This is a genomic window from Granulicella sp. 5B5 (assembly GCF_014083945.1).
Classification (GTDB): Bacteria; Acidobacteriota; Terriglobia; order Terriglobales; family Acidobacteriaceae; genus Granulicella.
Genome location: NZ_CP046444.1, coordinates 2,497,707 through 2,517,257, shown reverse-complemented (window position 1 = coordinate 2,517,257; position 19,551 = coordinate 2,497,707). Strand labels below are relative to the sequence as shown.

Sequence of the window (19,551 nt, the reverse complement as noted above, 5' to 3'; positions counted from 1 at the left end):
TAGCATCACTCCGCGGGCTACTTAAGCTCCAGCGCAAAGTGAAAGCTCGTCACCCGCATCCTCTCGCGGAAATAAAACACATGCGCCTCACGCCGGTGCGTCCCGCTGTCCAGTGAGAAGGTATGGCACCCCCGCTCCCGCGCATACGCAATCAGCCAATCCAGCATCGTCTTGCCATGCCCATGCGACCGGAACGCCGCGCCCGTCACCAGATCATCGACATACAGCGTTAGCCCTGTGGCCAGAAGATGCTGCACACGAAACCCGGCCACCGTGACCACCGCGCCTTCATGCTCCAGCATCGCCAGCAGAAACCCCTCACTCTGCTGCTCCTGCACGCGCGCCACGAACTCCGCCTCACTCACCAGATGCGGCCGCAACTCCCGCATCACCGCAAAGCACTGAGCAATTTCAGCCGCACTCTTCGCTAGTCGAACCAAACTATTCCCTACTCCCTATTCCCTGCCTTTACCACCCCTGCGCCGCACGCAGATGCGTAATATGCGCCACATGGTGCCGGCAGTGCCACGCATAGTGCAGCGTCGCCTCTTCAATCGTCGACTCGCCGCGCTCCACATGTTTGTACCGCCGCTGCCACTGCGCCTCATCCAGGCCCTGCAGCATCATCACCCAGCGAGCATGCAGGCTCTCAATCAGTTCCAGCGACCACTCCGTCGGTGCGATCACATCCGGCAGCACCGCAAACGCCTTCTCGTCATACCCCGCCACCGTCGGCACGTCTTCCGTCAGCGCTCGCCGCACCCGGTGGAACGCCGTCATATGCGAGTCCGCTATATGGTGGACCACCTGCCGCACCGTCCATCCACCCTCGCGATACGGCGTGTTCTTCTGGTCTGAGTCCAGTCCGCGCAGCGCCTCGCGCAGCAGGCTCGGCGTCTCCGCCAGCACCTCGCACGCATGGGTGCGGTCCACAATTGTTATCGCTGTCGGCGCTACATATTTTCCTATGGGATAGCGCGGATCTTGAATATCAGGCACAGGCATTAGTTCCTTGTGTCGAGATGGTTTTGCGAGGCTCGCGCACACTCCCCTGCCCCGTCTTCGTTCTTCTGCCCCGATTGTAGCCGAGCCGATTAGCTCTTTCTTGAAATCTGGACAAACTCTCCACATCCGATTTCGCGTCTGTAAATTCGCGGCTGTAAAAGCGTCGTACTGCCTGCTACTCTTCCTCAGTGAGGTCCCTATCCATGCGTCGTCTCTCTGCCACCAGGGTCCACCTCGCTACCCTGCTCCTGCTTCCACTGCTCAGCGGATGCTCCCGCGGCATCGGTCTCTTCTCTTCTCATGCCGCCCAGAAACCCGCCGCCACCGTCACACCCATCGACCACATCGGTTTCGATCGCAATGACTACCCCGGCGATGCCGCCATGGCCGCCCTCCATCGCACCTTCGCCTTCACCGGCTACTGGATCACCCCGCCCCCCGAAGAAACCACCAATACCTGGGCCGGCAAACGCAAACACCTTCTTCGTCAAGGCTGGGGCTTCCTCGTCCTCGCCAACGGCCGCCTCGACAAAGAGATCCTCGCCGCGCAAAAAACCCACACAACCCCCGAAGCCCTAGCCCGCAAGGACGCCGCCGGCGCCATCGTCTCCGCAAAGAAAGAAGACTTCCCTCCACACACCATCCTCTTCCTCGACCAGGAAGAAGGTGGCCGCCTCCTGCCCGAGCAGGCCGCCTACCTTCTCGCCTGGACCGAAGCCGTCGCCGCCAGCGACTACCTCCCCGGCGTCTACGCCAGCGGCCAGCCCGCCCCCGACGGCCCCGGCCAAACCATCACCACCATCGACGACATCCGCCAGCAGGTCACCGCCAAACACCTCCATCCCATCGCCATCTTCGACGCGCAGGACGCCTGCCCACCCGCTCCCGGCTGCAGCCTCCATCCCAAACCCCTCAACACCTCTGGCGAGCTCGACCTGAGCCCCAGCGGCAACTTGGTTGTCTGGCAGTACGCCCAGTCCCCCCGCCGACCCGAGATCACTCAATCCTGCGCCGCCACCTACGCAACCGACGGCAACTGCTACCCCCCCGGCTTCCCCAAGCTCTTCCTCGATCTCGACTCCTCCTCCACCGACGACCCCTCCCACGGCCGCTGAATCCCCAGCTTTTCTGGCGTACACTGTCGACACATGGCGAGCGCGATCCAAATCCCGGTCTCCGAGTACCTCCAATCCACCTACAGGCCCGACCGCGAGTACATCGATGGCGAAGTCTTGGAGCGCAACGTGGGCAAGTGGCTACACGCAAGAATTCAATGGCTATTAGCCGGCTGGTTCCTCCAGCACGAATCGGAGTGGAACGTCATCGGCAGCACAGAGCAGCGTCTCCAGGTCTCGCCCACCCGCATCCGCGTCCCCGACCTCGTCGTCCTCCGCCCCAGTCCGCAACCCGATGTCCTTGTTGAACCCCCGCTGCTCATCATCGAAATCCTCTCACCGGACGACACGTACTCCAGCCTTCAAGAGCGCTGCCAGGACTATCTCGCAATGGGCGTTAGGACCGTCTGGATCATCGACCCTAAAACCCGCAGCGGAAGAACATGCCTCGCCAACGAATGGCTCAGCGCGAACCGCCTCGAAGTCGCTGGTACGCCGATCCACGTTGATCTCACACACCTCTTCTCGCAACTTGAGACGCCCTCCGGTTCGTAGCAGCCTTTGGCACCCGTTACAATCACATTAATGGCCGCTGCCCCGCACACGCCCTCCGCTCAATTCGATAGCCAATCCCTCGACCACAAGCAATACTTCTTCACGCACCTCGGCCTCTCTGAGCGCCTTCTCGAGCGCTGCCTCGGCGAGGCCCTTTCCGCCGGCGGCGACTTCGCCGACCTCTACTTCGAGGCCGTCACTTCCACCTCGCTCGGCATCGACGAGGGCATCGTCAAGACCGCCGCCCAGGGCATCAGCGTCGGCTGCGGCATCCGAGTCCTCTCCGGCGAGCGCACCGGCTTCGCCTACACCGACGACCTCTCCGCCGACCGCCTCCTCAAAGCCGCGCGCACTGCAGCCCTCATCGCCAACGGCCCGCAAACGCAGCACGTCGAAGGCTTCACGCAAGCCCCAAATGCTCCGTCGCTCTACCCCATCACCGGCATCACCGCCGACGCCGCCATCTCCGAAAAACTCAAGCTTATCGAACGCGCCGACAAGGCAGCCCGCGCCTTCGACCCGCGCATCACCCAGGTCCGCGCCTCCATCAACGACGAGCTCCGCCGCATCCTCATCGCCGCATCCGACGGTACCTTCGCCTCCGACACCCAACCCCTCGCCCGCCTCAACGTCTTCGTCATCGCAAAGGACGAAACCAATACCGCAAAGGGCACCAGCGGCGGCGGTGGCCGCGTCACGCTCGACTTCTTCCATCAGCCCGAAAAATCTCCCGAACACTTCGCCCGCGAGGCCTCCCGCACCGCCATCCTGCAGCTCGGAGCCATCGCAGCCCCCGCCGGTGAGATGGAAGTTGTCCTCGGCCCCGGCTGGCCCGGCGTCCTTCTGCACGAAGCCGTAGGCCACGGCCTCGAAGCCGACTTCAACCGCAAGAAGACCTCCGCCTTCGCCGGCCTCATCGGCCAACAGGTCGCCTCCAGCAAAGTCACCGTCGTCGACAACGGCCGCATGCCCGGCCGCCGCGGCTCGCTCAACATCGACGACGAAGGCAACGCCACGCAGGAGACCGTCCTCATCGAAAACGGCATCCTCCGCGGCTACCTCTCCGACAAGCTCTCCGCGAAGCTGATGAACATGCCCAACACCGGCAGCGGCCGCCGCGAAAGCTACGCAGCCATCCCCATGCCCCGCATGACCAACACCTACATGCTCTCCGGCGACGACGACCCCGCCGACATCATCAAGTCCGTCAAGCGTGGCCTCTACGCCGTCAACTTCGGCGGCGGCCAGGTCGACATCACCAACGGCAAGTTCGTCTTCTCCGCCTCCGAGGCCTACCTCATCGAAGACGGTGTCATCACCGCCCCCGTCAAGGGCGCCACCCTCATCGGCAACGGCCCCGAAGCCCTCAAGCACGTCAGCATGGTCGGCAATGACCTCGCCCTCGACGAAGGCATCGGCACTTGCGGCAAGTCTGGCCAGTCCGTCCCCGTCGGCGTAGGCATGCCCACCATCAAGCTCGACAAAATCACCGTCGGCGGCACCGGCAGATAGATCTCTCCAGCAGCCTCGGACGCAAGCCCGATATTTCATCGCAAACCGCACAGGACATCCGCATAAAATCGATACCGTGAGCGCGCTGTCTCACCACATCTTTTTAAAGGCCGGACATGTCCTCCACGTCACACCCTCTCGCACGACGCACCTTTCTCCGTAGCGGAGGCGCCATCCTCGCGACGGCCGCCCTGACCGGGACACCTTCACTCTTCGCACAGGACCTCGCCTGGCTTGACGTCGCCTCGGCAGGCTCGGCCCGCAACATGCTTGAAGGCCCGCTCAAAACCGCCGCCGCCCAGACGCTCCATCTCAACCTGCGCACCCACGCCCAGGGCGCCGACACCGTCGCGCGCTCCCTCGTCGACGGCACCCTTCTCGCCGACCTCTTCATCCCCATCACCGCCAGCCCCATGGGCATCGTGATGCGCTCCGGCAAAATCCAGACCGCTTGGCCCATCGCCGCCACCGAACTCGTTCTGCTCTACAGCCCCAAAAGCCGCTTCCTTGCGCAGTTCCAGGCAGCCGCACAGGGCCACGCAAACTGGTGGGAGATACTCCAGCAATCCGGCATCCGCATCGCCCGCTCCAACCCGGCAAACGACCCCAGCGGCCGGGCCATCTTCTTCATGATGATGCTCGCCGCGCGCAAGTACGGTCAGCCCGATCTGGTCGAAAAAGTCCTCGGCTCCCCGCTCAATCCAGCACAGGTACTCAGCGGAGGCAACACCCAGGCTCGGCTCCAGAGCGGTGAAATCGACGCCATGTGCGTCTACAAAACCGGCCCCGCCAACACCGGCCAGCCCTACATCTCCCTGCCCGCCGAGATCAACCTCAGCCGGCTTCACGTCCGCGACGAGCATCCCGATCTCCGCCTCGTCGTCGAAGACAAAACCTTCTACCCCGAACCCCTCATCTTCTACGCTGGCATCCTCAACAACGCGCCGAACCCAAAGGGCGCCGCCGCCTTTCTCGCCTGGCTTCAGCAGGAGCAGGCACAGGCACTCTTTCTCAGCAACCACTTCGCTGCGCCCGGCACGTCCACTCCCATCCGCGCATAAAAATGCTGCCAGCCCGTTCAGGACCGGCAGCATCCAAATCAACCGAGCTAAAACGCGAACTGCAGCGACGTCGAGATCGTTCGCGGAGAGCCAAGGTGCGCCACGTTCGAACTCGCATTCGAACCTGTGATGTCTCCCGCCGCAATCGTCGAGTAGTAGCGCGTGTCCGTAATGTTGTCGCAGGTAAATCGCAGCGTCGCCATCTTCGTAAACACCGGATGCGCGTACCGGAAGCCGAAGTCGAACGTGTTATATGCCGTCGTCGTATGCAGGTTCTGATCATCCTGCGGCCTCTGGCCCACAAACTGCCAGTCGCCAGTGATGCTCAGGTTCTTCACCCCCGGCACACGGTACTCGCTCAGGATGTTCGACTTGTACCCCGGAATGCCGACGAAGCGTTTGCCGTTCGTCGAAGCAACATTCGTATTGTTCAGCCGCGCGTTCAACGCCGTAAAGCCGCCATCCACCAGCAGCCGATGAAACAGCGTGCCCTGCCCGGAGATCTCCGCACCAAAGTTCACCTGCTGTCCAACGATCGCGAAGATGTTCTGCGTGGTGCTCCCGTTATAGGCGATCGTGTCCGCGAAAGGCCGCTCCAGCCGGAACAGCGCCGTCGTCAGGTTCAGCGGCAGACCATCGGACTTGAAGCCCACCTCCCACTCTTTGCTCCGATACGGCGGCAGCACGGCGCCGGAGTTCACCAGCGCTGCGCTCACTGGGGCAATATCGCCCTGCTGCAGACTGCTCGCATACGTCGCATACGCCGTCGTCCAGCTCGTGGGCTTGTACATCACGCTCGCCGATGGGCTGATGCCGTTCTTGTTTGACCCGCCGGTGCGTGCCGTCGCCGAGTTGTTGTCCACGCCGATCCAGTCCTGGCTCGCCGCCAGCCGCACCAGAAAGCGATCGCGGAACGAGATCAGATCGCCCAGGTTGAAGCCCTGCTGGTGCACCACAGCGGACTGAAACAGCCCATGGTTCTGCGGAAGCCCCACAGCCGGTGCCGCAAACACCTTCGGCGCGTTCACATTCGCAGTTCCCAGCAATAGGTTCGCAGGCGCGTTCGCCGTGTACGAGTACTGGTTGAACCGGTAGCCCTCACTGGCCAGCACCACATCCTGCTTGATGCCCCACTTCTTGATCAGCCCGGTGATGTAGCCCAGGTCGCTCTCCACGCCGAACCGCGGCGCAAAGCCCGTCCCCAGCGACTGGCTATAGTCGCCGTTGTTGTCCGTGATCGTGTTGACCGGCGTATCGATAAACCGGTCCAGTCGCTGCGCCAGCCCGCCCATCATCGCATGCCAGTTTGGCGAAAAGTCATGTAGCAGGCGGGCACCGGTGCTCTGCGTCGTAAGGTTCACGCCAGCATAGGCCTGACCAAAGCCCACCCGCGTCGGATCAGGCGCACTCGGCAGAATGTAATCCGGTGCCGCGGCGTTCGTCTTCGACGAAGGCCCATAGGTGAACCAGCCCGGATAGCCTCGCTGCACAATGTCGTACACGCTGTAATGCGCGTCGAGCGTCGTCCTGTCCGTCGGCCGCAGATCGAATGCGAACTCCGCCAGCCTCCGCCGCAGACGGCTCGCCTGTACAAACTGCGTGCCATCGCCAAACAGCAGGTTCGTCCGGTACCCGAAGATCTTATGCGGCCCCAGCCGTCCACCGGCATCTCCGTAGATCGTACCCACCGAACTGCTGTCCTGCTCCAGGTACAGGTTCTCGGTGCGGTCCTCTGTCGGCCGCTTCAGCACAAAGTCGAACATGCCCGACGGGTTCGCCGGCCCATACATCGCTGCCCCCAGGCCACTTTCAACCTGCAGCGACTGGTACTGCTCCATCGGGTTCGCGCCCGTAATGGCCATCGCCATCCCGTCCATCCGCGTGTTCTGCGCAATGCTCCCCTGCACACCACGCGTCGCCGGGCGCAGAACCTCAGGCCCCTGCTGCTCCGTAAAAGACACCAGCGGCAGATACTTGATCGTGTCGCGCAGGCTCTTCACCTGGGTATTCATAATCTCCTGCGCGGGTATCACTGTAATTGTGTACGGCTGGTTCACGACTGGCTGCGTACCCAAGACTCCGCGGTCTACGTTATCCACGTAGTATCCGTTCGCCACGCTCCCCGAAGCCCCGCCTGTCACCGTCACCGATTCATCGGCGCCCGCTATGGCAAACGACAGATCACGGCTCGCCATCTGTCCCGCCCCAACGGTGATCGACGGCACCACAATCGGCTCAAATCCGGCCTTCCTCGCCTCCAGCCGATACACGCCTGGCTCCACGTCCGCGAACGTGTACTGTCCCGCGTCATCCGTCGTGGTCTGCAAAGGCGAAGCCGTCTTTGGATTGCTCAACGTGACCACCGCATGGCTCACCACCGAGCCGTCCGGGTCGCGAATCGTGCCCGTTAGCTGCGAGACCGTTTGCGCGCCGGCCTTCCACGCCACCAGGCAGATCAAAACAACGCTGAAAACTCGATACAGGCGCACGCTCGCATTTCTAGTCGAAGAAGACATGTTTCCTCTGAGGCTCTGTGTTCAATGCGCAGGACTCGCCTTGTCACAGAAGGGGTGTTCGGGAGTCGTAAAAGCGTTCGGCCCGGGCCGAACGATATGTTCCCTTTTGCGAATGAGATAAGAAAAAACGATGGGTGGATTCGTACAAAATCAATAATACATCGCCAGCCTGTAGACCGCATCGGCACGAACGGCCTGTTCCTCTCCGCGGACTCTCCCAGACTGATACCTCGTCGATCCCTCTTCCACCATCGGGACAGGATGACAAGTCAGAACGACAGCAAGCGTAAGAACCTGTTTAAAAGCTACGGATCGAAGGACTGTTTTGAAGGGGCGAGACTTCAGTCCCTCCGTAAATAGCTATAAAGGCGTGTGGCTTTAGCCCCTGAGGGATGCTCGTTTTGCCCAATGTCTCCACCTGCGGCAGCCGCAGGTGCGCATAAGCCGTAAAACCCATCTGCAGCGCAAACAGCGCTGTCGAAATCCAGAGCAAACACCACTTCCTTCTACTCCCGACTCCGTGCCCCTTGACACGCCCGTTACAATAGAAGCAAGGGCAGAATTGCGGCATCGGCATCGTCTTCTGACGAACCCATCCGCCTGGTAACCTGTCCATTGGTTACGAGCCTAACTTCAATCGGCTGCGGATCTTACCCTGAAAAGGGGGGAGGGTGCCCGCTCCAAGCCGGTCAGCACCCGCAACAGCGTACTATCAAGACAGCGCTTTCCCCGCTACCCCCGCACCGAGAAAGGCCCCATGGCCACCAAAGCCCTGATTACCCCAGAGAAGTTCTACGAGTGCGAAGTCAAACGCCGCCGCGTCCGCACCACCGGCCCCGGCTATGAGCCCTTCTGGAAGCTCAAGACACTCGCCGACGCCCTCCTCGACGGCGACACCGAGTTCCGCTGCAAGGACTGCCACGGCCCCCTCAAGCTCCACCGCCGCCACACCCCCGGCACCCCGTCCTACCTCGAGCACAAACTCAAAGTCGACTCCGAGCACTGCCAGCAGGGCGCCCGCTTTCTCGAAGCCGCCGATGGCCGCGCCCACCGCCAATCCGCAACTCCCGTCGCCTGACTCTTTACTGCCTCCCCACACCCACCGCCACTCCCACTACAATCGCTAGAGGGAGCCCCTTGAAGACTGCATCCACCGCCTCACCGGCTGAAACAAATCGCGAGCTGCTGAGCCTTGCCGAACAGGCCGTCTCTCTCGCTCTGCGTGCCGGCGCTGCCGATGCTGAAGCCGTCGCCTTCGAAGCCGACGAGTTCGGCGTCAACGTCCGCCTTGGCCAGGTCGAGCAGCTCACCGAATCCGGTTCGCGCGCGATTGGCCTGCGTGTCTTCTTTCCCGCGACTGAAGGTGGTCAACAGACAGCGAGCACCTCCACCTCCGATCTCTCCGCCGACGGTCTTGCAAAACTCGTCAGCGGCGCGGTGGGTCTCGCCAAAGTCACAGGCCCCGACCCCTTCGCAGGGCTGCCTGATCCTGACCACTTCGGTGTTCTGGATATTGACGCCCTCGCGCTGTACTTTAGCGACGTCGACCAACTCTCACCCGCCGAGCGCATTGATATTGCGCGCCGTTGTGAGAGCGCTGCCCTGAACGCGGACACACGGATTCAAAACACCGCGGGCGCCAGCTTCGACGCCAGCAACTCGCACCGCGTCATGGTCAACTCGCGCGGGTTCTCCGCTCAGTACCGCCGCAGCTACTGCGGCTTCTCCGTTACACCTATTGCGCACGACGCAAACGGCAGCATGCAGCGCGACTACTGGTTCTCCTCCGCACGTAGCGCAAAACTGCTTGCTTCACCGGAAGAAGTCGGCCGCATCGCAGCACAGCGTGCGCTTCGCCGCATTGGCGCGCGTCGCGTCCCAACACAGAGCTGCCCTGTCGTCTTCTCTCCTGAGGTGGCACGCTCGCTGATGCACAGTCTCATCTCGGCCGCCGATGGTGATGCCATCTATCGCAACGCCAGCATGTTCTCCGGCAAACTCGGCGAGCGTGTCGCTGGTGACAACATCACCATGGTCGACGACGGCACGATGGTCTTCAACCACACTCTCCCCAACGGCGAGTTGCTCCGCACCGGGGGCTTTGGCACGTCGCCCTTCGACGGCGACGGCCTGCCCATGCGTCGAACGGTCATCGTCGAACGCGGCATCCTGAAGAACCTGATGCTCAATACCTATACCGGCCGCAAGCTCAACCTGCCTTCCACCGGCAAAGCCTCGCGCGGTCTTGCCGGTGCTCCCGGTATCGGTGGCGGTAACTACTACCTCGAGCCCGGCACGCTCAGCCCGGAGCAGATCATCGGCGATGTGCAGTCCGGCCTCTACGTTCTCTCCACGATGGGCTTCGGCGTCAACCTCGTCACCGGCGACTACTCCCAGGGCGCCAGCGGTCTCTGGATCGAAAACGGCGAACTCGCTTACCCCGTCGAAGAGATCACGATCGCCGGCAACCTGAAGGACATGTTCCACAACGTCGTCGCCATCGGCAACGACGCCGAGTTCCTCACCTCCGGCTCCGTACCCACTATCCGTATCGAAGGCATAACCATCGCCGGCAGCTGAGTTCTACAATCCACACTGATGGCTGCGCTCTTCACCCACCACGTCGACTTCATCGCAGAGAATGCCGACGCACTCCTGCGCGCCATCCCTGCAGCTCCCGGCGTCTTCTCGCTCCGCGGTGAAACCGGCGAACCCTACATCACCCGCACCGCCGACCTTCGCCGCCGCCTGCGTCGGCTGCTCGCACCGCCGGAAGCACTCGATGACAGCGGCAACCCTGTCCTCTCCAAACGCCTCAACCTCCGTGATCGCGTTCGCTCCATCGACTACACCCACACCGGCTCCGACTTCGAGTCGACATTGCTGCTCTACCACGCCTCGCGCCTCGCCTTCGGCCCTGAGCAGGCCCGCAAACGCCTGCGACTGCATACGCCCTACCTCGTCCGTATCACCATCACGCACCAGCACCCACGCGCTTACGTCACCAACCGGCTCAGCAAAAAATCTCTCATCGAATCTTTTGGCCCATTCCCTTCGCGCGCTGCCGCGGAGCGCTACGGTGACGCCGTGCTGGATCTCTTCAAGCTTCGTCGCTGCTACGAAGACCTCGAACCTTATCCCGACCATCCCGGCTGCGTCTACGGCGAGATGAACAAGTGCCTGATGCCCTGCAAGGAAGGCAATCCTGCCGCCTGCACGCCAGCCGAGTACGCCGTCGAAGCCAACCGTGTCTTCGACTTCTTCCATACCCGAGGCCAGTCACTGCTCGACGAGATCGCCGCCCGGCGTGACGCCGCCAGCGAAGCGATGGATTTCGAGACCGCAGCCACGCACCACAAGCAGTGGGAGAAGGTCCGTAGCGCAACCTTGCTCGCCGACGAACTTGTCCGTCCCCTCGCCGAGCTGCGCGCACTCATCCTCCAGCAGTCCGTACCACCTGCAGACGATGCGTCGCACGATTCAGCCGCGGTCTTTCTCTTCGCCAACGGATACCTTACCGGCCCCGCGCCGCTCTCCACACTCGGCGTCCGCGCTGTCCGCGAGCAGACCGCCGTTGGCAGCAGCCTCTTTGCGCAGCCGCTCATGCTGGCGCCTGTCCCGCTCGATGAGCCCAGCAGCATCCAAACGCCCGAAGACCGCGCTCGCGCTGTCATCGAGACGCTTACAGCGCAGACTACGCAACAGGCCGCGCTGGACGAGTTCTGCGATGCGCTTTCACTCCTTCGCCGCTGGTACTACCGGCCTGAGAAGCAGCGCGCCGGCGAAGTCTTCCTCCCCAATGCCGATGGCGGTTGGCCCATCCGGCGCATCCTCAACGGGGCGGCGCGCATCGTCCTCGGACCACCTGCAGAGGCAGCTCCCGTTGACCGCGAAGCATTCAAGGACCTCAAGACCAAGGTCATCCACGCAGGGCGAGAAGGTGTCGAGAGGGTCGTTCCTGTCCTGCCTCGCCGCTCCAAACGCAAGCCTGCTGAAACTCTCTCCGAGAACGAGCCACGGGCATGAACCTATACTGGCACTCGGAGACTGCATCCGCGCGATGAACCTCAGCAAGCCGACAGCCTCGCCCTGGCAATGCGCCGACACAGTCTTACTGGCTGCGCTTCTCGTGCTCTCCTCTCTGTGGATCGCCTTCAAGGTCCACTGGTCGTGGACGCCGATGGAAGATGCGGCGATGCTGCTGCGGTACTCGCAGAACCTTGCCGCGGGCTACGGCATTCGCTGGAGTCTCAACCAAGCTCCCATTGATGGCGCCACCGACTTCCTCTACATGGTGCTCACTGCGGGGCTGGCGCGACTCACGCATCTCGATGTCGTCGCAGCCAGCCGGTGGATCAATATCCTTGCGCAGACCGCTACTGTCGCTTTGCTCTATCCAGCAGCGCGACGGCTTGGGGGCAGCCGGTGGCTCTCTGCGGCGGTTGTTCTCTATCTCATCGCCGGGCCTTTCATCAACCTGACTGACGCTTGCTTCGGTACTCCGCTCCTCGCTCTGTTCCTGATGCTCTGCTGGAACGCCGGGGTGCGTTATGCCACGGGTCAGCGCACCTGGACGACGGCGCTGCAGATGGCGCTCTACGGCCTGCTCGCCGGGCTGACGCGGCCTGAAGGTGTGCTGATTGCGGCGTTCGTGCTCATCGCAACGCTCTATCTTGCCGAGGCGCATCGCTCGCTGCGGGTTGCGATTCCTGCCGTCGTCAGCTACGTCATCATCTTCGGCGTGCTTGGTGGAGCTTACTTCGCGTGGCACTGGCGCTACTTCGGCTGGCCGCTGCCGAACCCGTTCTACATCAAGGGCGACGGGCATCTGTATCCGCAGAGCGTGAAGCACTCGGCGATGAACGTGGTTACGCTGCTGCTGCCTGTGCTGCCGCTCATTCCGCTGGGCTGGCTGAGTGACTCCACGCGTCGTCTCACCAACGCTCTGCTGCTGGTGCTCGTGCCATTCACGCTGATGTGGGTGCTGCTGGCCAACACCAACAACCACTTCTATCGTTTTCAGTACGCCATCGTGCCACTGGTGCTGATGACTGTGCCCGCTCTCGCTCGAGGTGCGAGAGCTGTCTTCCCTGTCACAACCTTTTCATCGCTGCAGCGCAATGCTCTGCGTGTGACTGCGGTGCTGGCCGTTCTTGCAGCGATGCTCTATGTCAACCGGACCACCAACTACGTCTACACCGCGTGGGGTATGCGGACGTTTGCGCTGCGGTTTGCGCCGCTGGCTCCGCGCGGGTACACCATGGCCGTCACCGAGGCCGGGGCGCTGCCGCTGTACTCGCGGTGGAACACCATCGACGGGCTCGGATTAAACGACGCGTACATCGCGCACCACCATCAGCAACTCGATGCCGCGTATCTCGACCGGGTGCACCCGGAGCTGATCATGGTGCACATCGACCGCTCCGTACCTGCCGAGTACCTGCCCGGGGGGCTTGCCACGCCGCCTGCCCACGCTGGCGGGACCTACAATGCAGAGTTCCTGAACTACTACGCCAGCACCCACGGCTACACGCTTGCAGCCGCCTGGGGAGCCGACCAGTGCAACCTGCATTTCTACTGGCTGCGGCCCGGCTTTGCCGACTACGCCACCGTACTCTCAGACATCCGCGACCACCCGTACAACTTCCTCGACGACGCCTTCCTCTCGCACGACTATCGCAACGAAATGGAGAGTATCGCTCCGTGCGCCGCGCCGGAGGGGCCGCCTTCTTAGTGGGTGCCCCTCCCCCCGGCTTTTGCTGCTATGATCCGCAGCGGATTGGAGTTAGCTCCGTATACCCTTTCGTGCAAACTTTGGTCGCTACCCGCCGAGATTGCAGAGACGACAAAAGGCCAGCTGCGTAGCTGACCTCACACTTCTATTTTACAACCCGTGTCAAGAGGTGTTGCGGGTGAAGAAGCGCTGAGTTTGACCGCTGCTAAACTGACAGCGTGATCGAACTTGCGTTTTCCATCCTTGCTGCTGACTTTGCGCACCTTGCCGACGAGATTGCCCGTGCCGAACGGGGTGGTGGCACCATCGTCCATGTGGATGTGATGGACGGCCATTTTGTGCCGAACATCACCTTTGGGCCTCCGGTGGTGAAGGCCATACGGCCCATCACGAAGCTGCCGCTCGACTGCCACCTGATGATCGAGGACCCGGACAAGTTCATCCCTGACTTCGCGGCCGCGGGCGCGGATATGATCGCCGTGCATGTGGAGGTGTGCCGGCACCTGAACCGGACGCTGCAGCTAATCGCCGATCACGGCATGAAACCGGCCGTGGTGCTGAACCCGGCGACGCCGGTAGAGATGCTGATCGAGGTGCTGCCGATGGTGCACCATGTGCTGGTAATGAGTGTGAACCCCGGGTTCGGCGGGCAGAAGTTTCTGCCGCGTTCTGTGGAGCGCATTGCGCATCTGGCGCGGTTGCGGACGGAGATGGGGTTGAACTACCGGATTGAAGTAGACGGCGGGGTCGCTCACGACACGGTCGCTTCGGTCGTCCAAGCAGGAGCGGACATGCTCGTGGCCGGCTCTGCGATCTTTGAGCCTGGAAAGACAGAACAGAACGCCATCGACTTCCTCCGCGTCGCACGGTCTGCCGCTTTGGTCCAAGCCTAACCCTTTGAAAGGGTTAGGGCGCAAGCCGGGGTGGCCTGCTGGTCTTTTTCACCCTTGCTCTCCTTGTTCCGGACCTTCCGGTGTGTCCTCCGCTCACTTTGCGAGCTTTGCGTGAGCGTTTGCCCTTGTTTTTCCCCGCGCTGGCCGCCAATCGCGGCGTCCGCCAGCTAGAATAAGTGACAGCCTCAAGCGGCCACCGCCGGGGCAAATGGAGTCGTAATGCGCATGAAGTTTTGGAGTGTTTCTCCCAGCAGCAATGCTGTCCATCGTTCCGCCTACTATCTCGCAGGGTTTGCAGTAGCCACCAGCCTCTTGTTTATGGGAGTGCCCCTGCGTGCGCAAGATGCGACTACGCAGACTACGAGCCAGCAGACCCAGACCCAACAGGTTGGCAAGGCGACGGTAACGGACACCCAGAAGACGACTGTCGATGCTCAGGGCAAGGAGACGACGTCGGCCACTTCGAGCTTCACGTTCCGGCACAAGAAGGCGAAGGCAAAGAAGCCGAAGGTCGACAAAGCCGACAAGGTCGTCGCCAGCAAGGACACCAAGGCCGACGAGAAGCGGCTGGCGCGCGATCGCAAGATCGATCCGCTGGCGGGCAAGGACAGCTCGCTGCCGGACAAGCAGCTCTATGACAAAGCCCTGGCGCAGCAGAAGTCCGGCCACTTTGATGTGGCACGACTGGACCTAAACACGCTGCTCTCCACCTATCCTGACTCGCAGTACCAGATGCGCGCCAAGCTGGCGATCGCAGATAGCTGGTACCAAGAGGGCGGAAGCGCAGCGCTGGCCCAGGCTGAGCAGGAGTACACCGACTTCATCACGTTCTTCCCGAACGTGCCCGAGGCCGCTGAAGCCCAGATGCGCATTGGCGACATCTACTTCAAGCAGATGGACGTGCCGGACCGCGACTACGAGAAGGGCATCAAGGCCGAGGATGGCTATCGCACGATGCTGAAGCAGTATCCGGATGCGCCGAAGGAGATCCTGGACCAGGCGCGGCAGAAGCTGCGCGAGGTGCAGGAGGTACTCGCAACCCGCGAGGCCGAGCTGGGCGAGTTCTATGCCAGCCACAACAACTGGCCAGCAGCCATCGCGCGCTATCAGACGGTCGTCGACACCTACCCCGAGTACAGCCACATGGATGACACGCTGATCGGCATTGGCGATGCCTATGAGGCCGAGGCAAACATCATCCGCGGCCAGCGCACCTGCGAAGGCACCGGCCCGCAGCCAGCCTGCCTGCCGGAAGGCCCCAAGGCCAAGCTGCTGGAGGAGTATGACGGCAAGGCTGCCGATGCGTATCGCAAGGTGGTGATCTACCACTACGCCGCGCCGCACGTTGAGGACGCGAAGGAGCGGCTGGTGGGCATGAACCTGCCGGTGCCTGTTCCGACCAAGGAAGAGGTCGCGGCCAGCGAGGCGCTGGAAGGCAGCCGAGCGCAGTACACGATGAAGAAGCGGCTTGAGCTGCTGGTGCTGCACAAGCCGGACACGGTGAACGCCGCCGGTGTAGGCAACCCGCCGCTGGACGACCCGCCGGCCACCACTGCACCGCAGATTGTGAAGACGCTGCAGGCGGACTATGTTGCCGCACTGATGCCCGGTGCCAAGCCGGCACCTGCGAAGCCAATCACGCCCGCAAGTGGCGAGGGTGCAGCGGCCTCCGTCGCCGCGCCTGCGGCTCCCGCAACGGCTGCGCCGCCCACCCTCTCCGACGTTCCTGTGGCCTCTGACGCTGCGGCTGCGCCTTCGGGCGATGTGACCACGATGAGCCCTGCCGACACCAGCTCGGGTGGCTCCGGCACCGGCGTTGGCGTGGAGATTGTGAACCACGACAGCACTGCACCGGCTGACATGCCTGCCGCCACCGGCACAGCCGATCCGAACTACGGCTTGAAGACTGCGGCCCCGGCCAACACGGCTGCGGCACCTGCGATCGAGAAGCCCGCGGCTGCGCCTGACCAAGTGAACGAAGCTGCCGGCAGCGCACAACCGCCCGCCCAGCAGGCAACCCCCAACGTCAAGGGCAAGCGCAAGAAGAACCCGAAGACGCCCGCCATCGATAAGGCCGATGAGAGCTCGAGCAAGAACAAGCCGAAGAAGGGCCTGGACAAGCTGAATCCGTTCTAGCCGTGAGCATGATTACGCTGTACGCGAAGGGCGCCCGATTGGGCGCCCTTCGTCTTTGTGCTCCGCCAGAGCGCTGGCCTGGAAATCTATGCCGCGATCCGGGAACCAGCCTCGGTCAGACTGCGTATACCGCTTGAAGCAGAATCAGAAGCAACTACCGGAACTTTACCCCTAACCAGAACGACCCGAGAAGACCATGAATCGAGTCCAGGCCGCCCTCATCGCGACGTTCGCGTCCTCGTGCGCCTCCTTCTTCGCCGCCTCCGCCGGCGCGCAAACCGGCTGCACATCTCTTAGCGGGGTTGTGCACGACACTACCGCAGCCATGATTCCGGGCGCGACTGTTCAGCTCGACGCGGGGTCGCCGCTCACCGCCGATTCTGCCGGGCGCTTCCGGATTGCGTGCGTCACAGGCGGCAAACACATGCTGCACGTCTCCTTCAACGGCTTCGCTTCGCTTAGTCTGCCGGTCACCGCGCCGCATACTGCAGAACTCTCCGTTGCGCTGCATCCTGAAGAGGTCGAGACAACGGTTGACGTCGGCAACGGGGACGGTAATCCTGCGGCGGCGAACTCACCCACGGCCAGCGGGCCGAGCCAGACGATCTCCGGTCAGCGGCTGCAGTCGCTCGCGGACGACCCCGACGACCTGCTGCGCGAGCTGCAGCAGATGGCCGCTGCCGCCGGTGGTAGCCCGTCCAGCGCGGCTATCTCCATCGACGGCTTTCACAGCGGCGACAACAATGGCACGCTCCCACCCAAGTCATCTATCGCGTACATCAAGGTCAATCCCGACCTGTTCTCTTCTGAGTACCGCAATCCGCCCTTTGGTGGCGGCGAGATCCAGATCTATACCAAGCCCGGGCAGCCGACGTATCACGGTGCGCTGTTTGCGACCAACTCAAGCTCATGGATGAATGCGCGCGATCCGTTCTCGGTGAGCCGTGCCGCGCTTGGCAAGCAGCGCTATGGCTTCGAGCTGACAGGGCCCATTCGCAAGAAGGGCTCGGACTTTATCCTGAACCTGGAGCACCGCTCGATCGACAACTTTGCCGTTGTGAACGCCATCGGCATTGATGCGGCGGGCGACCAGACGCCCATTCTGCAGAACGTGCCCGCGCCACAGCGGCTGTGGATCGGCATGGCGAAGGTCGACTGGCAGCTCGGCGCAAAGAATACGTTTATCACCAGTTTCAATGCCTGGCACAACCATCAGGAGAACGTGGGCGCTGGCGGCACTACGCTCGCCGAGGCGGCTTACGACAACGAACAATACGACCATAACCTGCACATCACGGATGTCACGACCGTCTCTCCGAAGCTGATGCACGAGGCGCGGCTGGGCATCGAGTTCGATGGCAAGGACCAGGCCCCCAACTCGCTCGATCCGCAGCTGCAGGTTGCCGGTGCGTTTACCTCCGGAGGCAGTACCAACGGCTCGCTGCACGACCACGAGGTCGACACCGAATTCGACGATGACGCGATCCTGAGCCTGTCGAAACATCTCATCAAGTTCGGCTCGCAGTTCGAATATCTGCGCGAGCGCTTCCGCTACTTCAACAACTTCAATGGCACCTGGCTCTTCGGCGGCGGCACGGCTCCGGTGCTCGACGCTAACAATAATCCCACGGTGCAGATGGAGACGATCACCGGCGTGGAGCAGTATGTGCGTGCGCTGAATGGCTGGGCCGGTGGTGCGCCTACTGAATATTCCAACGCAGTTGGCAACCCGACCATCAACATGACGCAGTATCGCGAGGCTCTCTTCTTTCAGGATGACTGGAAGGTGTTGCCGAATCTGCACTTCGCTTGGGGGTTGCGCTACTACACGCAGAACAAGCCTGTGGTGCATAACAACTTCAACCCACGGTTCGGGCTCTCGTGGGCGCCGGACAAAAAATCTACGTGGACGCTGCACGCGCACGCCGGGCTCTTCTCCGGCCGCTTTACGGCGCACAGCTACGCACAGGTACTCAACATGGACGGTGTGCAACGCGTGACCAGCCTGGTATACACACCCACTACCGCCTGCACCGCACTGCCTGCCGGCACCTACTTCGACCCCACAAGGTGCAACCCCTCCTCGAGCTCCACGCCGCTTCAGTCGATACGCACGATCCAGCCGCATCTGCCGAACCTGTTCTATGGCATCGAGAACCTCGGCTTCAGCCACACCATTGCGAAGAACTGGTCGGTCTCCGCCGACTACTACATCGCGCAGATGTGGCACTACACACGCTCGGAGAACATCAACTCCCCCACTAACGGCCAGCCTCTGGGTCCGCGCCCGCTGGCTCCAAATGTGAACATCCTGCAGTGGCAGGACTCGGGCCGGGGCTATGGCAATGTGATCTTCATGGGGCTTAGCAACCAGTCGCTCAAGCGCGTGCAGTTCTTCGTCGGCTCAGTGCGCGTGCATGTCGTCGATGACACCAACGACGACCCCAACTTTACCCCGCAGACCACCGGCTCCAACGCGGGCGAATATGCCATCCGCACAGGCAACCCGCTATGGAACGTCTTCGGCAATACCACCGTGAAGCTGCCGTGGGCGCTGCAGTTGAGCGGCAACCTGAACGCCTCGGGCGATTCGCCCTACAACGTCACGACAGGCTTCGACAACAACGGGGACGGCGACTTCAACGACCGCCCCTACGTTGCTGCCGCCGGCACTCCGGTCTGCTCCGCAACGGTGACCACCAACTGTGCCTACGCCACGCAGTGGGGGCTGCTCTCCACCACGGGGACCGGGGCAACACTGAACCGCAACGCTGGCAAGATGCCCTGGACCTTCCACCTGGACACCAACCTGCAGCGCACCTTCAAACTCACCAAGAATGCCAAGGCGGACCATCCGCAGGCGCTTATCGTGAACCTACGCAGCTCCAACGTCCTCAACCACCTCAACGTCACGACCGTAGGCAGCGTAGTCGGCAGCCCCAACTTCGGCCAGGCATACGCTGGAGACAACGGACGCCGCGTCGAAGGCGGTGTCCGGTACACGTTCTAGGCGTCCCTGCTACC

General features: G+C 62.4%; 14 protein-coding genes. 11 read left to right on the top strand and 3 right to left on the bottom strand.

Features of this window, described 5'->3' with window-relative positions; genetic code table 11:
* Positions 1 to 17: 17 nt before the first annotated feature.
* Both GOB94_RS10525 and GOB94_RS10520 read right to left on the bottom strand, forming a co-directional pair.
* Positions 18 to 440, bottom strand: a complete 423-nt coding sequence (locus GOB94_RS10525; protein ID WP_255483845.1) for a GNAT family N-acetyltransferase — start codon at positions 438 to 440, stop codon at positions 18 to 20.
* 28 nt (positions 441 to 468) lie between these two features.
* The gene (locus GOB94_RS10520; protein WP_182275882.1) at positions 469 to 1,005 is read right to left on the bottom strand and encodes a YfiT family bacillithiol transferase; all 537 of its coding nucleotides are present in this window, start codon (positions 1,003 to 1,005) and stop codon (positions 469 to 471) included.
* 203 nt (positions 1,006 to 1,208) lie between these two features.
* Between GOB94_RS10520 and GOB94_RS10515 the strand changes: the two genes are divergently transcribed.
* The 4 genes from GOB94_RS10515 (at position 1,209) to GOB94_RS10500 (ending at position 5,248) form a co-directional block, all read left to right on the top strand.
* A complete protein-coding gene (locus GOB94_RS10515) occupies positions 1,209 to 2,120 on the top strand; it encodes a glycoside hydrolase domain-containing protein (protein WP_182275881.1) in 912 nt (303 codons plus the stop codon).
* A gap of 33 nt (positions 2,121 to 2,153) precedes the next feature.
* Positions 2,154 to 2,675, top strand: a complete 522-nt coding sequence (locus GOB94_RS10510) for a Uma2 family endonuclease (protein WP_182275880.1) — start codon at positions 2,154 to 2,156, stop codon at positions 2,673 to 2,675.
* A gap of 30 nt (positions 2,676 to 2,705) precedes the next feature.
* Positions 2,706 to 4,187 (top strand): metalloprotease TldD, encoded by a 1,482-nt coding sequence (gene tldD, locus GOB94_RS10505; RefSeq protein ID WP_182275879.1) that lies wholly within the window; start codon positions 2,706 to 2,708, stop codon positions 4,185 to 4,187.
* A 116-nt stretch (positions 4,188 to 4,303) separates the two neighbouring features.
* Positions 4,304 to 5,248 carry an extracellular solute-binding protein gene (locus GOB94_RS10500; protein ID WP_182275878.1) on the top strand — a complete coding sequence of 315 codons (945 nt, stop codon included), beginning with the start codon at positions 4,304 to 4,306 and terminating at the stop codon, positions 5,246 to 5,248.
* Between the two features lie 47 nt (positions 5,249 to 5,295).
* Here GOB94_RS10500 and GOB94_RS10495 read toward each other — a convergent pair whose 3' ends face one another.
* Positions 5,296 to 7,764, bottom strand: coding sequence for a TonB-dependent receptor (locus GOB94_RS10495; protein ID WP_182275877.1), 2,469 nt, complete (start codon positions 7,762 to 7,764; stop codon positions 5,296 to 5,298).
* 757 nt (positions 7,765 to 8,521) lie between these two features.
* Between GOB94_RS10495 and GOB94_RS10490 the strand changes: the two genes are divergently transcribed.
* The 7 genes from GOB94_RS10490 (at position 8,522) to GOB94_RS10460 (ending at position 19,537) form a co-directional block, all read left to right on the top strand.
* On the top strand, positions 8,522 to 8,842 hold the full coding sequence (locus GOB94_RS10490; RefSeq protein ID WP_182275876.1) for a hypothetical protein: 321 nt from the start codon (positions 8,522 to 8,524) through the stop codon (positions 8,840 to 8,842).
* Positions 8,843 to 8,901: 59 nt separating this feature from the next.
* On the top strand, positions 8,902 to 10,344 hold the full coding sequence (locus GOB94_RS10485) for a TldD/PmbA family protein (protein WP_182275875.1): 1,443 nt from the start codon (positions 8,902 to 8,904) through the stop codon (positions 10,342 to 10,344).
* Between the two features lie 18 nt (positions 10,345 to 10,362).
* On the top strand, positions 10,363 to 11,790 hold the full coding sequence (locus tag GOB94_RS10480; protein ID WP_182275874.1) for an excinuclease ABC subunit C: 1,428 nt from the start codon (positions 10,363 to 10,365) through the stop codon (positions 11,788 to 11,790).
* A 34-nt stretch (positions 11,791 to 11,824) separates the two neighbouring features.
* The gene (locus tag GOB94_RS10475) at positions 11,825 to 13,498 is read left to right on the top strand and encodes a hypothetical protein (RefSeq protein ID WP_182275873.1); all 1,674 of its coding nucleotides are present in this window, start codon (positions 11,825 to 11,827) and stop codon (positions 13,496 to 13,498) included.
* Positions 13,499 to 13,716: 218 nt separating this feature from the next.
* A complete protein-coding gene (gene rpe, locus GOB94_RS10470; RefSeq protein ID WP_182275872.1) occupies positions 13,717 to 14,391 on the top strand; it encodes a ribulose-phosphate 3-epimerase in 675 nt (224 codons plus the stop codon).
* A 219-nt stretch (positions 14,392 to 14,610) separates the two neighbouring features.
* Complete coding sequence (bamD, locus tag GOB94_RS10465; RefSeq protein ID WP_255483842.1) at positions 14,611 to 16,527, top strand: outer membrane protein assembly factor BamD; 1,917 nt, start codon at positions 14,611 to 14,613, stop codon at positions 16,525 to 16,527.
* Positions 16,528 to 16,723: 196 nt separating this feature from the next.
* A complete protein-coding gene (locus tag GOB94_RS10460) occupies positions 16,724 to 19,537 on the top strand; it encodes a TonB-dependent receptor (protein ID WP_182275871.1) in 2,814 nt (937 codons plus the stop codon).
* The last annotated feature ends 14 nt before the right edge of the window (positions 19,538 to 19,551 follow it).

Bases quoted from the DNA above. Each gene is read 5' to 3' on its own strand.
- bamD (WP_255483842.1), top strand. From the start codon at position 14,611: ATGCGCATGAAGTTTTGGAGTGTTTCTCCCAGCAGCAATGCTGTCCAT.
- GOB94_RS10480 (WP_182275874.1), top strand. From the start codon at position 10,363: ATGGCTGCGCTCTTCACCCACCACGTCGACTTCATCGCAGAGAATGCC.
- GOB94_RS10495 (WP_182275877.1), bottom strand. From the start codon at position 7,764: ATGTCTTCTTCGACTAGAAATGCGAGCGTGCGCCTGTATCGAGTTTTC.
- GOB94_RS10460 (WP_182275871.1), top strand. From the start codon at position 16,724: ATGAATCGAGTCCAGGCCGCCCTCATCGCGACGTTCGCGTCCTCGTGC.
- GOB94_RS10475 (WP_182275873.1), top strand. From the start codon at position 11,825: ATGAACCTCAGCAAGCCGACAGCCTCGCCCTGGCAATGCGCCGACACA.
- GOB94_RS10510 (WP_182275880.1), top strand. From the start codon at position 2,154: ATGGCGAGCGCGATCCAAATCCCGGTCTCCGAGTACCTCCAATCCACC.
- tldD (WP_182275879.1), top strand. From the start codon at position 2,706: ATGGCCGCTGCCCCGCACACGCCCTCCGCTCAATTCGATAGCCAATCC.
- GOB94_RS10490 (WP_182275876.1), top strand. From the start codon at position 8,522: ATGGCCACCAAAGCCCTGATTACCCCAGAGAAGTTCTACGAGTGCGAA.
- GOB94_RS10520 (WP_182275882.1), bottom strand. From the start codon at position 1,005: ATGCCTGTGCCTGATATTCAAGATCCGCGCTATCCCATAGGAAAATAT.
- GOB94_RS10500 (WP_182275878.1), top strand. From the start codon at position 4,304: ATGTCCTCCACGTCACACCCTCTCGCACGACGCACCTTTCTCCGTAGC.
- GOB94_RS10515 (WP_182275881.1), top strand. From the start codon at position 1,209: ATGCGTCGTCTCTCTGCCACCAGGGTCCACCTCGCTACCCTGCTCCTG.